The 15,562-nt window shown below is 36.4% G+C and carries 17 protein-coding genes; 6 read left to right on the forward strand and 11 right to left on the reverse strand.

Translation table 11 applies throughout. The features are described 5' to 3' along the window. Position 1 precedes the first annotated feature (1 nt). From parE to I6L50_RS23650, 6 genes are all read right to left on the reverse strand, one after another. Entirely contained in the window at positions 2-1,966 is a 1,965-nt protein-coding gene (gene parE / locus I6L50_RS23625) for a DNA topoisomerase IV subunit B (RefSeq protein ID WP_002087772.1), read from the reverse strand. 377 nt (positions 1,967-2,343) lie between these two features. Continuing rightward, a complete protein-coding gene (locus tag I6L50_RS23630) occupies positions 2,344-2,757 on the reverse strand; it encodes a CoA-binding protein (protein ID WP_193663220.1) in 414 nt (137 codons plus the stop codon). A 79-nt stretch (positions 2,758-2,836) separates the two neighbouring features. Then, entirely contained in the window at positions 2,837-4,078 is a 1,242-nt protein-coding gene (locus I6L50_RS23635) for a S1C family serine protease (RefSeq protein ID WP_016092072.1), read from the reverse strand. 203 nt (positions 4,079-4,281) lie between these two features. Further along, on the reverse strand, positions 4,282-4,959 hold the full coding sequence (locus I6L50_RS23640) for a response regulator transcription factor (protein WP_002087776.1): 678 nt from the start codon (positions 4,957-4,959) through the stop codon (positions 4,282-4,284). A gap of 18 nt (positions 4,960-4,977) precedes the next feature. Beyond that, positions 4,978-5,430, reverse strand: coding sequence for an anaerobic ribonucleoside-triphosphate reductase activating protein (gene nrdG / locus I6L50_RS23645; RefSeq protein WP_016092073.1), 453 nt, complete (start codon positions 5,428-5,430; stop codon positions 4,978-4,980). Further along, entirely contained in the window at positions 5,427-7,283 is a 1,857-nt protein-coding gene (locus tag I6L50_RS23650) for an anaerobic ribonucleoside triphosphate reductase (protein WP_113936075.1), read from the reverse strand. Before I6L50_RS23650 ends, nrdG begins: the two co-directional genes overlap by 4 nt. Before the next feature lie 225 nt (positions 7,284-7,508). Between I6L50_RS23650 and plsY the strand changes: the two genes are divergently transcribed. Further along, on the forward strand, positions 7,509-8,105 hold the full coding sequence (gene plsY, locus I6L50_RS23655) for a glycerol-3-phosphate 1-O-acyltransferase PlsY (protein WP_002014306.1): 597 nt from the start codon (positions 7,509-7,511) through the stop codon (positions 8,103-8,105). A 109-nt stretch (positions 8,106-8,214) separates the two neighbouring features. Next, entirely contained in the window at positions 8,215-8,505 is a 291-nt protein-coding gene (locus tag I6L50_RS23660; protein ID WP_002014303.1) for a HesB/YadR/YfhF family protein, read from the forward strand. A gap of 26 nt (positions 8,506-8,531) precedes the next feature. Here I6L50_RS23660 and I6L50_RS23665 read toward each other — a convergent pair whose 3' ends face one another. Continuing rightward, positions 8,532-8,951: an acyl-CoA thioesterase gene (locus I6L50_RS23665; protein ID WP_000495812.1), complete on the reverse strand. Its 420-nt coding sequence runs from the start codon at positions 8,949-8,951 to the stop codon at positions 8,532-8,534. 109 nt (positions 8,952-9,060) lie between these two features. Between I6L50_RS23665 and I6L50_RS23670 the strand changes: the two genes are divergently transcribed. Further along, positions 9,061-10,353 (forward strand): glycoside hydrolase family 18 protein, encoded by a 1,293-nt coding sequence (locus tag I6L50_RS23670; RefSeq protein ID WP_002014302.1) that lies wholly within the window; start codon positions 9,061-9,063, stop codon positions 10,351-10,353. Between the two features lie 76 nt (positions 10,354-10,429). Here I6L50_RS23670 and sspN read toward each other — a convergent pair whose 3' ends face one another. From sspN to I6L50_RS23690, 4 genes are all read right to left on the reverse strand, one after another. Continuing rightward, the gene (sspN, locus tag I6L50_RS23675) at positions 10,430-10,564 is read right to left on the reverse strand and encodes an acid-soluble spore protein SspN (RefSeq protein WP_000527988.1); all 135 of its coding nucleotides are present in this window, start codon (positions 10,562-10,564) and stop codon (positions 10,430-10,432) included. 43 nt (positions 10,565-10,607) lie between these two features. Next, a complete protein-coding gene (locus tag I6L50_RS23680; protein ID WP_002014298.1) occupies positions 10,608-10,751 on the reverse strand; it encodes an FbpB family small basic protein in 144 nt (47 codons plus the stop codon). Between the two features lie 131 nt (positions 10,752-10,882). After that, complete coding sequence (locus I6L50_RS23685) at positions 10,883-11,830, reverse strand: 3'-5' exonuclease (protein ID WP_219303296.1); 948 nt, start codon at positions 11,828-11,830, stop codon at positions 10,883-10,885. A 115-nt stretch (positions 11,831-11,945) separates the two neighbouring features. Then, positions 11,946-12,521, reverse strand: a complete 576-nt coding sequence (locus I6L50_RS23690) for a TlpA family protein disulfide reductase (protein WP_002087785.1) — start codon at positions 12,519-12,521, stop codon at positions 11,946-11,948. 485 nt (positions 12,522-13,006) lie between these two features. Here I6L50_RS23690 and I6L50_RS23695 point away from each other — a divergent pair, with 485 nt between their 5' ends. The 3 genes from I6L50_RS23695 (at position 13,007) to I6L50_RS23705 (ending at position 15,551) form a co-directional block, all read left to right on the forward strand. Next, on the forward strand, positions 13,007-14,368 hold the full coding sequence (locus I6L50_RS23695) for an RNA-guided endonuclease TnpB family protein (protein WP_219303297.1): 1,362 nt from the start codon (positions 13,007-13,009) through the stop codon (positions 14,366-14,368). A 619-nt stretch (positions 14,369-14,987) separates the two neighbouring features. Then, entirely contained in the window at positions 14,988-15,206 is a 219-nt protein-coding gene (locus I6L50_RS23700) for a hypothetical protein (RefSeq protein ID WP_002137707.1), read from the forward strand. 21 nt (positions 15,207-15,227) lie between these two features. Continuing rightward, the gene (locus I6L50_RS23705) at positions 15,228-15,551 is read left to right on the forward strand and encodes a YmzC family protein (RefSeq protein ID WP_002137709.1); all 324 of its coding nucleotides are present in this window, start codon (positions 15,228-15,230) and stop codon (positions 15,549-15,551) included. Positions 15,552-15,562: the final 11 nt, after the last annotated feature.

Consider the following 15,562-nt stretch of genomic DNA (forward strand, 5'->3'; position numbering starts at 1 on the left):
GTTATTCCACCTCCGTCTCCATAATCATTTCATTTTCTAAAATATTTCCTTCTTCTTGCATACCAAATTGTACATTACGCTCAATCCATTTACGACGAGGTTCTACTTTATCACCCATCAATGTCGTAACTCGGCGCTCAGCTCTTGATGCATCGTCAATTTTCACACGGATTAACGTACGTGTTTCAGGGTTCATCGTTGTTTCCCATAATTGATCGGCATTCATTTCGCCAAGTCCTTTATAGCGCTGCAACATGTAGCCTTTACCGACCTTTTTCGTTACACCACCTAATTCTTCATCAGACCATGCATATTCAATTACTTCACTTTTCCCTTTTCCTTTACTTACTTTATATAAAGGTGGAAGTGCGATAAATACTTTACCAGCTTCAATAAGTGGTTTCATATAACGATAGAAGAACGTCAGTAGTAACACTTGAATATGTGCTCCATCCGTATCTGCATCGGTCATAATAACAACTTTATCGTAGTTAATATCTTCAACCGCGAACTCATTCCCTACGCCGCCGCCAATTGCGTAAATAATCGTGTTGATCTCTTCATTCTTAAAAATATCAGCAAGCTTTGCTTTTTCCGTGTTAATTACTTTACCACGTAATGGTAGCACCGCTTGGAAACGACGATCTCGCCCTTGCTTTGCTGAACCGCCAGCCGAGTCACCCTCTACTAAATACAATTCGTTTTTCTGAGGATTACGTGATTGTGCAGGTGTTAACTTCCCGCTTAAAGTACCTTCTGATTTTTTCTTCTTCTTACCAGTACGCGCTTCTTCTCTCGCTTTACGAGCAGCCTCACGTGCTTGTGCTGCTTTAATTGCCTTTCTCACAAGAAGTGTAGCTACATCCGGGTTTTCTTCTAAAAAGTAAGCTAAATGCTCAGATACAATTGCATCAATTGAAGAACGAGCTTCACTTGTACCTAGTTTCCCTTTCGTTTGCCCTTCAAACTGGAGTACGTCTTCTGGTACACGTACAGAAACAATCGAAGCTAATCCTTCTCGAATATCTGTACCCTCTAAATTTTTGTCTTTTTCTTTTAATAAAGAAACTTTACGAGCATACTCATTGAACACACGTGTCATTGCTGTTTTAAATCCAGCTTCGTGTGTACCACCGTCTTTTGTACGTACATTATTTACAAACGAAAGAATGTTTTCTGAGTAACCATCATTAAACTGAAACGCTAACTCTGCTTCAATTCCATTTTGCTCACCCGAGAAATATACAACTGGATGAATCGAATCTTTCTCTTCGTTTAAGTATGAAACGAAAGCCTCAATTCCTGTTTCATAATGAAACACATCTTCTAAATCATTACGTTCATCTTTTATCGAGATTTTCATTCCTTTTAATAAGAATGCAGATTCACGTAATCTCTCACATAATGTTTCATAATTATAATTTGTTGTGCTGAAAATAGTTGTATCTGGTTTGAAGTGCATCGTTGTACCAGACTCTTTCGTTTTCCCGATTTTCTCTAACGTCGTTGCAGGAGTACCACCATTTTCAAAGCGTTGTTCATAAATGCTACCATCTCGCTTAATCGTTACTACTAGCCATTCTGATAAGGCGTTTACAACTGATGCCCCAACACCGTGTAAACCACCACTCGTTTTATAGCCTCCTTGGCCAAACTTACCACCAGCATGAAGTACAGTTAAAATAACTTCAGGTGTCGGCTTTCCAAGCTTATGCATTCCCGTAGGCATTCCTCGCCCTTTATCAATTACGCTAATACTATTATCTTTATGTATTACGACAGAAATTTCGTCGCCAAATCCCGCTAATGCTTCATCAACGGAGTTATCTACTATTTCATATACTAAATGATGCAATCCACGGCTATCCGTACTCCCGATATACATACCCGGGCGTTTTCGAACGGCTTCAAGTCCTTCTAACACTTGAATTGCATCTTCATTATATTGGAACTGATGCTTCGCCAAACTCCTTGCCCCTTTCCTAATCAAATCAGAACATATGTTTCTATTATAGAATAACGCCTCGACTATAGTTTTGGCAAGTTATCTTATCTCTTTTATATACTATTTTCAATAGAAAAATCCTTGTTTTTTTCACAAGGATTCCTCTAGGCTACTATTTCAGAAAAATAATCGTTTGTCAACGAGAAATGGATATGTATTCCAACATTATACATTCCAAACCTTTATCATGATCCAAATGATCAATATCCAAAATGGGATAACAAGTAATAATCCCCAAAAACAGCCTTTAAAAAATCTCATGATGAACACCTCGTTCATCCGCCCTACTTATGTAAAAAGCGAGGGCTGAATCAATCTTTCTATCTTTAAAATCTATACTATTTTGTCATTACATGCTCTACTTTAATGCAACGATCCATTATTACTGTGTAGCCTTTTTCTTGTAAAAGTTTATATGTATCTTCATCTTGTACTCCTAATTGTGCCCAGAAAACATCTGCATCAATCTCTACAAACTCTTCCGCAACATCCTTTAAAAATTCCGAGCGACGAAACACATTTACAATATCAACATGTTCTTTAATATCCGTCAGTGAAGAAACCGCCTTTTCTCCGAGTACTTCATCTACTGTTGGATTTACTGGAATAATGCGGTACCCAGCATCTTGCATTGCTTTTGAAACCATATACGATGTGCGTTCTGGCTTATCTGATAATCCAACAACTGCAATCGTTTTACTTTTCTTTAATACTTCACCAATTTCCGTACGAGTTGGGTTTTCAATTGTCATAATTTATCCCTCCTATTCCTTTAGTATATCCGATAAAGAAAGTCTCTTTCAACATGAAAGAGACTTTCTTTTATTCCGATTATTGATTCTTTGTAGCTGAATTATCTGCTAACGTAGCTGATTTCGTCATTTTTTGACCATTGCGATAGAATGTAACTTCTACTTTCTCGCCTACTTTTTTCTTTTCATATAAATATTTACGGAATTGAAGTGAATTTTCTACTTTTTGATCATCTAACGCTACTACTATATCATATTGCTCTAAACCAGCTTTTTCCGCTGGTGATATTGGATAAATTTTACCTAATACAACTCCATTTGTTACTTCTTTTGGCACTTTTAATTGATTTACTGCATAAGCTTGCACATCTTCTAATGAAACGACACCGACTCCTAGTGCTGGACGTTTCACCACTCCATCTTTTTCAAGTGATTCAATAACTGGTTTTGCAATGTTAATTGGAATTGCAAAACCAATACCCTCTACTGATTGCTGAGCTATTTTACTTGAGTTAATACCGATTACCTCACCGTTTTGGTTAAATAGTGCACCACCACTGTTACCAGGGTTAATCGCTGCATCTGTTTGAATAACTTGTGCTTGCCAATCAGGACGTTTATCACCATCAATATCAACTGGAATTTCACGCTCTTTACTACTGATGATACCCTCCGTTACACTTCCATCAAATCCTAATGGATTACCGATTGCAATTGCTTTTTCACCCGCACGGATTTTACTGGAATCACCTAAACTTGCAACTTTATTCACATTAGATCCATCAATCTCTACAACAGCTAAGTCCAACCAAGGGTCCTTACCAACTAATTTTGCATCGACTTGCTTTCCATCGCTTAGTTTAACGGCAAGTTTATTTGCACCATCTACTACGTGGTTATTTGTTACGATATATGCTTTATTTCCTGCTTTTTTATAAATAACACCTGAGCCTGTACCAGCTGTTTGTTCTTGACCTGTCGGTTGCATCGCAAATGGATCAACACTTTGTTGCATATTAATCACACCTACAACAACATCCTTCGCGCCTTCGATCATTCCCGGTAAATCAGTTTCATTTTTCGCTTTATTTACAACTGGAACTACAGTTCCTTCTACTTGTTTATTAGAATTGAATGACGAAACAGCTGCATCATTATTTTGCACCCATGGCATGTACGGTGCTGCAAAACTAATCGAAACCGCCCCGACTACAGCTCCAACTAAACCTGTGAAAAAATATCCTTTTTTACTACCTGATTTTTTCACTTCTCTCGTTTCACTATGCTCTTCATTCAAATTCGGTCCGTCGTAATATCCCATGTTTTATTTCCCCTCCCTGGTGAATTCGTACTTTCAGTATAGTCACATTTTGTGTCCTTCTTGTGAACTCATCGTGAAATCCAATTAAAAAAATACTCCTATCTACCATTGTAGACAAGAAACGTATTTTTTGTACATTCCACCTACAAAGGAGAGTGTAAATTTGCTATATCCCAAAGCCGGGATGCATAGTAGCTTAAAGGTTATTCTTCGAATTTGTAACCTACTCGAATAACAGTGCCGATATGCTTCGCCTTATCTCCTAGCTTATTTCGCAGTTTTTTAATATGTGTATCAACCGTTCGGTCATCACCGTAGTAATCATATCCCCATAACTGATCTAATAAATGTTGACGTGACAACACAATTCCTTTGTTCTCCATTAAATAAACAAGAAGTTCAAACTCCTTATGTGTCAATATAATTTCTTCACCATCTACTAAAACTGTTCTAGATAGTCGATTCACTTCTATTCCAGCTAAAGACATAGTATTTTCTTCTGATACTCCTACTGCTCCATCCGCACGTTTCAATAACGTCTTTGCACGAGCTACTAACACTTTCGGACTAAAAGGTTTTGTTACATACTCATCTGCCCCTAGTTCAAAGCCTAGTAATGTATCATCCTCATCAGAACGTGCTGTCAGCATAATAATTGGTACCGCTGACTCTTTTCTAATTCGTCTACAAACAGACCAACCATCTATTTCTGGTAACATAATATCTAACATAATTAAATCAATTGTATGTTCAGCAAATAATTCTAGCGCTTTTTTTCCATCTTCCGCTTCGATTACTTCAAAGCCTTCATTACGAAAATAATCACTAACAATTTCACGTAATCTTCTTTCATCTTCAACAAGTAATACTGTTTTATTCATATAATCTATCCCGCCTTTTTACTCTTTCAATCGAATAATACGTTGATTGGAGCTTCCGCGAAATGGAAGTGTTAAATCTTTTTTCTCGATTTCAAATCTTCCATCGACTAAAACATCCCCATACTGTAACAACTCTATCATATCATTATTTCGAGAACTCTGTATCTCTTCTAACGTATAACCTGTATACATCCATAGATTTTTTTTCAAATCTTGCACAGCTTTTGCTACTTTTTTCACTTCAGCAGCTTGGAAGAATGGATCTCCACCTGAAAATGTTACATCTGTTAATGAATTACTTTCAATCTCTTTCACAATTTCTTCTACCGTCATTTCAGTTCCATTGCAAACATTCCAAGATTTCGGGTTATGGCATCCGAAACAACGATGCGGACAGCCCGCAAAAAACACGACTGTCCGCAACCCTTCTCCATCTACTACACTATCATGAATGATATTCATAACTTTCATTTATGCTTCACCCGATCCATCTCTTCACTACGTTTCGCGCTATTCCACTTTGACATATCTCCTACAAGATAGCCCGTTATGCGGCGAATTCTTTCTATATTAGCCTCATCTTCATTTCCACAGCTTGGACATTCATTCCCAATAACTCCGTGATAACTACAGCACTTACAACGATCAACAGGATGATTTATTGAACCGTACCCAACGCCATTCTCTGCCATCGCTTGCACAATTTGCTTTAATGCCTTTTTGTTATGCATAGCTGCTCCGTCTAGTTCAATATACGTAATATGTCCCCCGTTACATAGGGCATGGAAAGGTCCTTCTAAACGAATTTTATTTATCGCTTGAATGTTATAATAAACTGGAATATGGAATGAATTCGTATAGTAATTATGGTTCGTTATACCGCTAATCTCACCAAATTCTTCTCTATCTTTTTTCACAAACTTTCCTGATAACCCTTCTGCTGGCGTTGCAATTACAGAGAAATTGAGTTGATGTTCTTCCATCGCCTTATCCATTCTCTCTCTCATAAAGGAAATAATTTCATATCCAAGCTTCCACGATTCTTCATTTTCTCCATGATGCTTTCCAGTTAACGCTACTAAACATTCTGCAAGACCGATAAAACCAAGACTTAACGTCCCTTGTTTTAAAATCGGTGCCACAGCATCTTCAGGTTGTAACGTCTCTCCACCGCGCCATACACCTTGTGAATATAAGAACTGAAAATCTCTTGCTCTCTTTGTACATTGATAAGCAAATCTCTCTAATAATTGCTTAACGCCTAAATCTAAATAATAACTTAGCGCTTCAAAAAACGCTTCTTTTGAACCACTAATTAGCGCTAATTTCACTAAATTAATAGAAGTAAACGATAAATTCCCTCTTCCAATTGCTGTTTCTTCCCCATGTATATTAGACATAACACGAGTACGGCACCCCATATAACATACTTCACTTTCAGGTCGACCGTCATAATGCACAGCATTAAACGGAGCATCTAAAAACGAAAAGTTAGGGAATAATCGCTCAGCGGTCGTTTCTAACGCTAATTCAAATAAATCATAGTTCGGATCACACTCTTCAAAGTTCACGCCTTTTTTCATTTTGAAAATTTGAATAGGAAAAATCGGTGTTTCCCCTTTACCAAGTCCAGCTTGCGTCGCTTTTAAAAGTTGCTTAATTAAAAGTCTTCCCTCTTTCGATGTGTCTGTTCCGTAGTTAATAGAAATAAATGGTACTTGTCCCCCGCCCCTACTATGCATACTATTTGAATTATGAACGAAAGCCTCACACGCCTGATACGTATCATTTTCTGTCTCTTTCCATGCAAATTCCTCTATTTGTTCTTTCGTAAGCGGATATGACTGTAGTCGTTTTTTATGTCTCTTTACTGTTTTTCTCACATATGGAGCTAAATCAATATCAAAGAGTGCAAACGATTGACCACCGTGCTGCATATTTTGATTCGCCTGAAAAATAATTGAAGAAAGCGCCAACGCACTTTTAATGTCTTGCGGTTGTCTCATATGTCCATGGCCAGTATGAAAACCGTTAGCTAGCATTTGCGCTAACGGAATTTGCGAACAAGTCGTCGTTCCTGTTGCATAAAAATCTAAATCATGTGGATATAATATATTTTGATCTATCGCTTTTTTCACTTGATCTGATAATAATTTTTCTACTGCATAATACTTTGCGCTCTCAGATGCGAACGTTCCCATTACTCCCATTGGAGATCGACCATCTACATTTGCATTTTCCTGCATTAAATCTTGTTCATTACCGTGGATAATTGTCTCAAATACTTTCATTAATTCTTCTCCACGTACATTTTGTTTCAACATTCATAACCCTCCACCAACATGTTGTTGTCTTTTGATTAAAATCATACAACATATAGTTCTTCTGTTCCTGTGAAAAATGTAACATTCCTGTGAAAGTTTTTTTAAAAATTAATGACTTTTTCATTTATAAAAAAGAAATGTGCTCTTTACAAATGTATGGTACAATAAATGGGAAAAACTCTTTTTACCCTTTATCAACACATTTGTATAAAGGAGACTGAACTCATGGTTATTACATATCTTTTATTTATCGTTGCCTATCTACTTGGTTCGATTCCATTTGCATTAGTCGTTGGAAAAATTGGTTATGGAATCGACATTCGTGAGCATGGAAGCGGTAATCTAGGCGGAACAAATACATTCCGTACATTAGGGAAAAAAGCAGGTTTTATCGTAACAATTGCTGACATTTTAAAAGGTACATTAGCAACAGGTCTACCGATTATTTTCGGGTCAGATATTCACCCACTATGGTTTGGATTAGCCGCTGTTCTTGGACATGTCTATCCGATCTTCGCAAAATTCCGCGGGGGGAAAGCAGTTGCAACTTCTGCTGGGGTGCTATTATGCTATTCACCAGTTGTTTTTGCAATATTAGCTGTTGTCTTTTTCAGCCTTTTATTTACAACAAGATACGTATCACTTTCTTCTATGATAACAGCTGTCGTTGCTGTTATTGCATCCATTGTTAGCGGGGATAAAATCTTCATTATTGCGATGTGTTTATTAGCAGGTATGGTTATTTATAAACACCGTGCAAATATCGGACGAATTATAAATAAAACTGAACCAAAAGCAAACTTTTCAAAAAAGCAAAAATAAGATCGTAACCCACATAACGCAAAAAGAAAACGTGAAGCATATTAATAGCGTCTTTTTGCGTTATTTTTTATACTAAAAGAAAAAGCAACATAATTTGGAGGAACTATACATGAATCTTTCCGTAACAAAAGAAGCAGCACAATGGTATAAAAACGAATTAAACTTACAATCGGGTGAAACAATACGCCTTTTCGTACAATACGGCGGTTGCAGTACTGTGCAAAAAGGACTTTCTTTAGGTATTCGTAAAGATGACCCTGCGCACCCTGCTGTTCAAACTCAAGAAGAAGGTATTAACTTCTTTATTGAAAGCGATGATGAGTGGTTCTTCGATGGACATAATTTATTAGTTACACTTAACGACGGTGATGATTTCCCTCAATTTAATTATGAAAAATAAAAAAGCGTGGCTTCTGCCACGCTTTTTTATTTCTTTTTAATTTCCTCATATTTCGCATACCACTCAGGATATAATTTTTTAAATGATACAGGGCGGAACCCTTCTTTTTTCGCACAAATATTCGTCGTGCTTGCAGTAATACAAAGTTCGCCATCACCATTATAAATTTCATATCCATATACAACGCGGAGCGGGCTCACAGTATCAACCCACGTTTTCACAATAGCTTTTTCTCCATAACGCATCGCTTTACGATATGAAATTTGTAAGTCTAACACAGGAGAAATAATTCCCTCTTTCTCCATTTCAACATATGAAAATCCTAAATCTTGTATAAGTTTCGTGCGCCCTAGTTCAAGCCACACTAAATAGTTTGAATGGTAAACAACACCCATTTGATCTGTTTCCGCATAACGGATTTCAACTTCATGTTCTGCTACAAACATTTCTATTCGCCTTCTTTCACTTCTGTTCCCTTGCATACATTTAATCATAATACAGTGGAATCAAAAATAAAATAAAAACAGTGAATCTTTTACCGAAAGGGGCAAGCACATGATTCAAATTGTAACTGTTCGTAGCGGTGATAGCGTATATAGTTTAGCCTCAAAATATGGATCTACACCTGAAGAGATTGTAAAAGACAATGGACTAAATCCAGCCGAAACACTCGTTGTTGGTCAGGCACTTATCGTTAATACGAAAGGCAATAATTATTATGTACAGCCTGGCGACAGCCTTTATCGAATTTCTCAAACGTATAACGTTCCTCTCGCCAGTTTAGCTAAAGTTAATAACCTTTCATTAAAATCTATTCTCCATGTCGGACAGCAATTATATATACCGAAAGGAACAAAACGAGCAGTAGAATCCATTGCTTATTTACAACCTTCAACAATACCGATAAAAGAAAGTTTAGTAACTGCTACACGTGCTATCAACCCATTTTTAACATATTTAGCCTACTTTAGTTTTGAAGCAAAAAGAGACGGTACATTAAAAGAACCAACCGAAACAGCGAAAATCGCTAATATTGCAACGCAAGGTAAAACCATCCCTATGCTCGTTATTACAAATATCGAAAATGGAAATTTCAGTGCCGATCTGACCTCGGTTATTTTACGCGATGCAACAATTCAAAACAAGTTTATTACTAACATTTTGCAAACAGCTGAAAAATATGGCATGCGAGACATTCATTTCGATTTCGAGAGTGTGGCACCTGAAGATCGCGAAGCCTATAATCGTTTTTTACGAAATGTGAAAACACGCTTACCTAGCGGGTACACATTAAGTACAACGCTTGTACCGAAAACAAGTTCCAATCAAAAAGGGAAATTTTTTGAGGCTCACGATTATAAAGCACAAGGACAAATTGTTGATTTCGTCGTCATTATGACATACGACTGGGGTTGGCAAGGTGGCCCACCAATGGCGATTTCCCCTATTGGTCCTGTGAAAGAAGTACTTCAATATGCAAAATCTCAAATGCCTCCACAAAAAATTATGATGGGGCAAAATTTATATGGATTTGATTGGAAACTTCCGTTCAAACAAGGGAATCCACCCGCAAAAGCAGTTAGCTCTGTCGCAGCTGTTGCACTTGCTCGTAAATACAATGTTCCTATCCGCTATGATTTCACAGCCCAAGCTCCACATTTTAATTACTTTGATGAAAACGGCGTACAACACGAGGTTTGGTTTGAAGATTCGAGGTCTATTCAAAGTAAATTCAATTTAATGAAAGAACAAGGCATTGGCGGTATTAGCTATTGGAAGATTGGTCTACCATTCCCACAAAATTGGCGTTTACTCGTTGAAAACTTTACAATTACGAAAAAAGGCTGACGAAAGTCAGCTTTTTAAATATTTTTACAATATTATCCAAACGCACAAAAAGGAGAATGATGACATTCTCCTTTTTTTAACCGTTATCAACAATTGGTTGTTTGCCAGTTTGGTCTTGCATTTGCTTCCCTTTATTGCCACCAGCTTTTTTCGATTGTGTTCCAATTTGATTTGGTGCAAAGTCTTTTGAATTTTTTTTCGGATTACCCATTACTATCGCCTCCTTAACACTAGTATCGTACTAGTGTTAAGAATTATTCAGCCTGCTTAAAAAGTTTCATTTCATAACGTTTTTCAATTCGTTTTTCAATTCGATCCATTGCATCACGATCGCTTAATAATTGTTGTTTATTTTCATTTACAAGTTCTTCAAACGATCTACGGCGACTTCTTCTCATGTTGCTCACCCTTTCTTCAACGCTTTCTTATTACATAGTATGAGCAAATGAAAAACTCTTTAATCAGATTTGCAAGAAAATTTTATGTTTTGATAAAAAATCCCATGCGCATATATTGCACATGGGATTTTTTACACCATCATATTTAAATATTTTTTAATTTCTTCATCCGCATTTACTTTATTTGCTCTATATTCATCCAGCGCTCGTAATACAGAATCGTATTCTTCTACAATGTAGCTCTCTAGCTTCAAAATGTCCTCTACACTGTCAATCATAATTCTCGTGTTGCCAATCTCACTTTTCAATGCTGCCTCGTATGTTAAGCTCGTACAAATTTCTCTTACATCGTCTTCCATTTTTTCTGTTAACACATATTTCTTTCGCCCTTTGACCTTTAACCTTATAATTGGGTAAAAGGCTTTTATATCTAAATAACTCCCAACATTCATACAACGAATCCACTCAATATCACGTTTATTTCGTACAAGCATTTCTTTTACTGCTTCAAATACCGCTGTTTCATCAAGTACTTCCTTATTCGCTTTTCTTTTTCCTTCTTCTTCAACCGCTGCACATTTTTGATAAACAGCCGCACACGTAATACAGTCGTCAAATGCATTATGAGAACTTAATCGAATTCCAAGCATTCGTTTTAACGTTTCAAGTTTATGATTAGGCGCATGCTTCATATATTTTTTCGCTAAAAACACAGTATCAATAACGTTATTTTTAGGCTCAGGTAGTCCAAGCATATTTACATTACTTTTTAAAAAACGCATATCAAAAGATGCATTATGAGCGACAATAACATTTGTATGTAAAAATGCTAAAAATAAAGGTAATACTTCTTCAATCGTCGGTGCATCTGAAACACGATAATTTGTAATACCTGTTAAACTTGTTATTCGGTCCGGAATTGAACGCTCTGGATTCACATAAGAAACAAATTGATCTACTAGTTCATGATTATGATATTTCACTGCTGCGACTTGAATAATTTTATCATTATAAGGGTTAAATCCTGTTGTTTCAAAATCAATTACAACATAATCTAACGGTAAGGATATATTCCCCACTCCAAACACTCCTTTACCTCTAAACGTTTATATTTCTTTTATCATAACATGCTGCTATCACTACGTGAAAAAGAAAAGGCAGAAATGGTAACTTTCCACCTCTACCTTTTCACCGTTATTTTAATTTAGCAATCCGTTTCTCCATCTCTTTTTGCGTCATCGGTCCAATGAACTTATCTTGAATGACACCTTCTGTATCAATAAAATAAGAAGTTGGAATGGTAATTACTTTATACGCTGTTGTCACATCAATGTTCTTGTCCAATAAAATAGGAAAAGTAATTCCTTTTTCTTTAGCGAAGTTCCTTACCTTTTCTTCTCCCCCTCCTTTTTCTGAAGGAGTATAGTTTATAGCTAAAATTTCTACGTTTTCTTTATGTTCTTTATAAAAGGCCTCCATATCAGGCATTTCTTGCTGACAAGGCCCACACCACGTTGCCCAAAAGTTTAAAATAACTTTCTTTCCTTTTAACTCGGATAACTTTACATTCGTTCCATCTATCTTTGCTAATTCAAAATCTGGTGCGCTCTTTCCAATTTCAATACCGTTCCTTGCGAAAATCTCTTTCATAGCAGCTTCACTTTTGGCAGGCTTTTCTTGCATTACTTGATCCTCTTTACCAAACTGTTCATAAGCTGCATATCCCGCTAAACAAAGTAACACTACAATAATGGTAAGCTTCCGCCACATATTATATCACCCTTACGTGTTTATCTTCTTATAACATAATTAACTACATACTATATACCTTATTTTAGCTTATACGGACAAGCTTGGAAATATTCACAGTCGAAATAGTCGGAATATTTTTAACTAAGATGAAGTATTTCCCTTTTTATCCTTTTTGGCAAGAAGACTCCATCTGATTTGTGTTACGGGTGAAACCCAACAATTCAGGTGGAGATGAATTGCCGTCAGAAGGTAGGTTGAACGCTTTTGTTTCGTTCATAACAATTTTCCCGGGGCGAATATTTGTTTCTTTTGTCTTACGATATAATCTGCCCCTAGATAAGGAGGGAATATATCGTAAGACAACGAAATTGGATAATAATAATCATTTGGTTACTTGAGGCAAAAGGAATTATGATGAAGGCCATGTTCAAATTTTGTTCCGTTCCGTTTCAAATATTGATTTGTCAAAAGTAATGAACTCTCTACGAAAGATGGTGAAAACAATGGTTAGAAAGAAAGCAGTGAAAGTATTACGGAAACAAAAGAAAAGAGAAACCATGCAACGATTCACGCAGAAACAGAATATCGGACGAGCTTGTCTTACAGCTAAAGAATTCCGCTTACTGCAACGCATGTCACATAGTTCAAAAGCGTTGCGAAATGTTGGATTGTACACGATTAAACAAAGTTATCTGAATAATAACAAGATGGCTACTATAAAAGAAGTGGACACTGCCATGCAAGCCGATATGAACTACTCGGGCGTCCAATCAAACTCTGTTCAAGCGATTCGTAGAGCCTTATTTACAGAAGTAAAAAGCTTTTTTAAAGCATTGGAACAGTGGAAGAAAAAACCTGAAACCTTCACAGGTCGTCCTAAGTTTCCGAATTATTCTCGTTCAACTGACAAACGAATTATTGAAATCTATCAAGTTCCAAAGGTGGATGATAACGGGTATTGGATGATTCCAATGAATGTTGCATTCAGGAAAAAATTCGGTTCCATTAAAATACGTATGCCTAAAAATGTAAGAAATAAGAAAATCTCCTACATTGAGATTGTACCGAAGCAAAAAGGTCGGTTCTTTGAGGTGCATTACACATATGAGATGCACGTTTCTCAAATGAAGAAACCATTCACGACTACTAGTAATGCTTTGAGTTGCGATTTAGGTGTAGACAGATTAGTAAGTTGTGCGACAAATACAGGTGATACATTTTTAATTGATGGAAAAAAACTTAAATCCATTAACCAATACTTCAACAAAATGATACGTAATCTACAACTGAAAAATATGGAAAATGGACTTTCAAAACGTGTTGTAACGAACCAAATGGCTGCACTTTGGCATAAACGAGAACGAGAACGACAAATAAATGGTTACATTTCACAAACTGTAGGCCTGTTGTTCAAAAAAGTGAAAGCATGCAACATAGATACGGTTGTCGTAGGGTATAACGCGGGTTGGAAACAAAAATCTGATATGGGAAAAAAGAATAATCAAAAATTTGTTCAAATCCCGTTTCATAAACTGATTGCAGCGATTGAGAATAAATGTATAAAAGAAGGCATCCGATTTTTAAAACAAGAAGAAAGCTATACTTCAAAAGCTAGTTTTCTTGATAAAGATAAGGTTCCAGTTTGGTCTAAGGAGGATAGGACGCATTATCACTTTAGTGGCAAACGAATCACTCGTGGTCTGTACCAAAGTAAAGCAGGAACATGTATCCATGCTGATATTAATGGTGCATTGAATACATTGCAAAAATCAAAAGTTGTAGAATTGGATGAAAATCTTAAAGTGAAAACGCCGATTCTATTAGAAGTGCAAACACGTAAGGCTGTTGCTTCGCGCATAGCTTAGTGGGTGCGTCAACCATCCATGTGTACTCGACTTGTCGGGGCTTGTAGCACACGCCGGATTCATCTGAGTGGTGGCTTCTTCCATAAGGAAGAACTGCTCTTTTTCGAAAGGGTGGTGCAAGTGGGGAAACGATTGTTCGTTTCTAGTACCAACCAAAAACTTACTTGGGGTGTTACCATAAGGTGGCATGAATTCTAGAGCGTCAACTGTCTAGCGATAGACGAAAAGACCTAGCGTTCTAACTCAAGCCCCCACTGAAACGCTTTATCTCAGTGGGGGTAGTTGACCATATAATTAGAAATAAACACAAAACTTGCGAGGTGATATGTATTTTACAATTACTTATCAACCCTTTCACTTTTGTTTTTTTCACTTTACCATTACTATGTATTTTTTTTAGCACCTTACTATACAAATTCAAATGGGCTGCAATTATTATTTCTTTTACTGTTCCACTTATATTTTTCATTATCGTCTCTAAATTTAATATACACCTAGCTTTACAAAACTTAGACGCTTGGATTGTTTATAGTGCTGTTTATTCTGTACTTTCCTACATAACGGCAGCGCTAATACGAAGAAAACTGCACATGTAGAACTTTCAAAAAGGGGGATTTTTATGAATTTATTTGAAAAAATACTATTATATATTCTTAGTTTTATATTTTCCCCAATCGGGATTATCACTTGGATCATCTCGCTCTTCAGTAAAGATCCTGAAAAAAAGCAAGTTGGACGTATTTGTCTCTATATCGCTTTAATCTCATTTATCCTTTTAGCCGGCCTCGGTATTCTTAGTTTCTTCACAATGACTATCACCACCACTACTATACAATAATTATAGAAAGGATGATTATTTTTGGGAGAACATCCTATAAGTAAAGAACTTCGCTATATACGAATATGTTTAGTTGTTTTAGTAATCGTTCTTTTATTTTTCAACGGTGAAAGAGTTGTTAAAATTTCTACAAATCATGATGCCGTAGAAAACGTTTCAACCAGTAATATGACACAGATTGCTGAAAATACATTTGCTATTCAAGAATATAATCCATCACTAAGTAGCGAACGTACAATCAAAATCTTTAAATATAATCCAGATACGAATCAACTTACTCTAGTCAAAGAATTTAGTACTAATGACCCTGATTCCTATACGTATCAACTTAATAATGCCGAGTAAAGATAAGAGCG

This window comes from Bacillus sp. FDAARGOS_1420 (assembly GCF_019344915.1).
Taxonomy (GTDB): domain Bacteria; phylum Bacillota; class Bacilli; order Bacillales; family Bacillaceae_G; genus Bacillus_A; species Bacillus_A mycoides.

Coding starts and splice junctions, on each gene's coding strand:
- I6L50_RS23635 (WP_016092072.1), bottom strand. CDS start 4,078: ATGGGATATTACGACGGACCGAATTTGAATGAAGAGCATAGTGAAACG.
- I6L50_RS23695 (WP_219303297.1), top strand. CDS start 13,007: ATGGTTAGAAAGAAAGCAGTGAAAGTATTACGGAAACAAAAGAAAAGA.
- sspN (WP_000527988.1), bottom strand. CDS start 10,564: ATGGGTAATCCGAAAAAAAATTCAAAAGACTTTGCACCAAATCAAATT.
- I6L50_RS23665 (WP_000495812.1), bottom strand. CDS start 8,951: ATGTTTGTAGCAGAACATGAAGTTGAAATCCGTTATGCGGAAACAGAT.
- I6L50_RS23650 (WP_113936075.1), bottom strand. CDS start 7,283: ATGTTGAAACAAAATGTACGTGGAGAAGAATTAATGAAAGTATTTGAG.
- I6L50_RS23640 (WP_002087776.1), bottom strand. CDS start 4,959: ATGAATAAAACAGTATTACTTGTTGAAGATGAAAGAAGATTACGTGAA.
- I6L50_RS23670 (WP_002014302.1), top strand. CDS start 9,061: ATGATTCAAATTGTAACTGTTCGTAGCGGTGATAGCGTATATAGTTTA.
- plsY (WP_002014306.1), top strand. CDS start 7,509: ATGGTTATTACATATCTTTTATTTATCGTTGCCTATCTACTTGGTTCG.
- I6L50_RS23690 (WP_002087785.1), bottom strand. CDS start 12,521: ATGTGGCGGAAGCTTACCATTATTGTAGTGTTACTTTGTTTAGCGGGA.
- nrdG (WP_016092073.1), bottom strand. CDS start 5,430: ATGAAAGTTATGAATATCATTCATGATAGTGTAGTAGATGGAGAAGGG.
- I6L50_RS23660 (WP_002014303.1), top strand. CDS start 8,215: ATGAATCTTTCCGTAACAAAAGAAGCAGCACAATGGTATAAAAACGAA.
- I6L50_RS23680 (WP_002014298.1), bottom strand. CDS start 10,751: ATGAGAAGAAGTCGCCGTAGATCGTTTGAAGAACTTGTAAATGAAAAT.
- I6L50_RS23630 (WP_193663220.1), bottom strand. CDS start 2,757: ATGACAATTGAAAACCCAACTCGTACGGAAATTGGTGAAGTATTAAAG.
- I6L50_RS23700 (WP_002137707.1), top strand. CDS start 14,988: ATGAATTTATTTGAAAAAATACTATTATATATTCTTAGTTTTATATTT.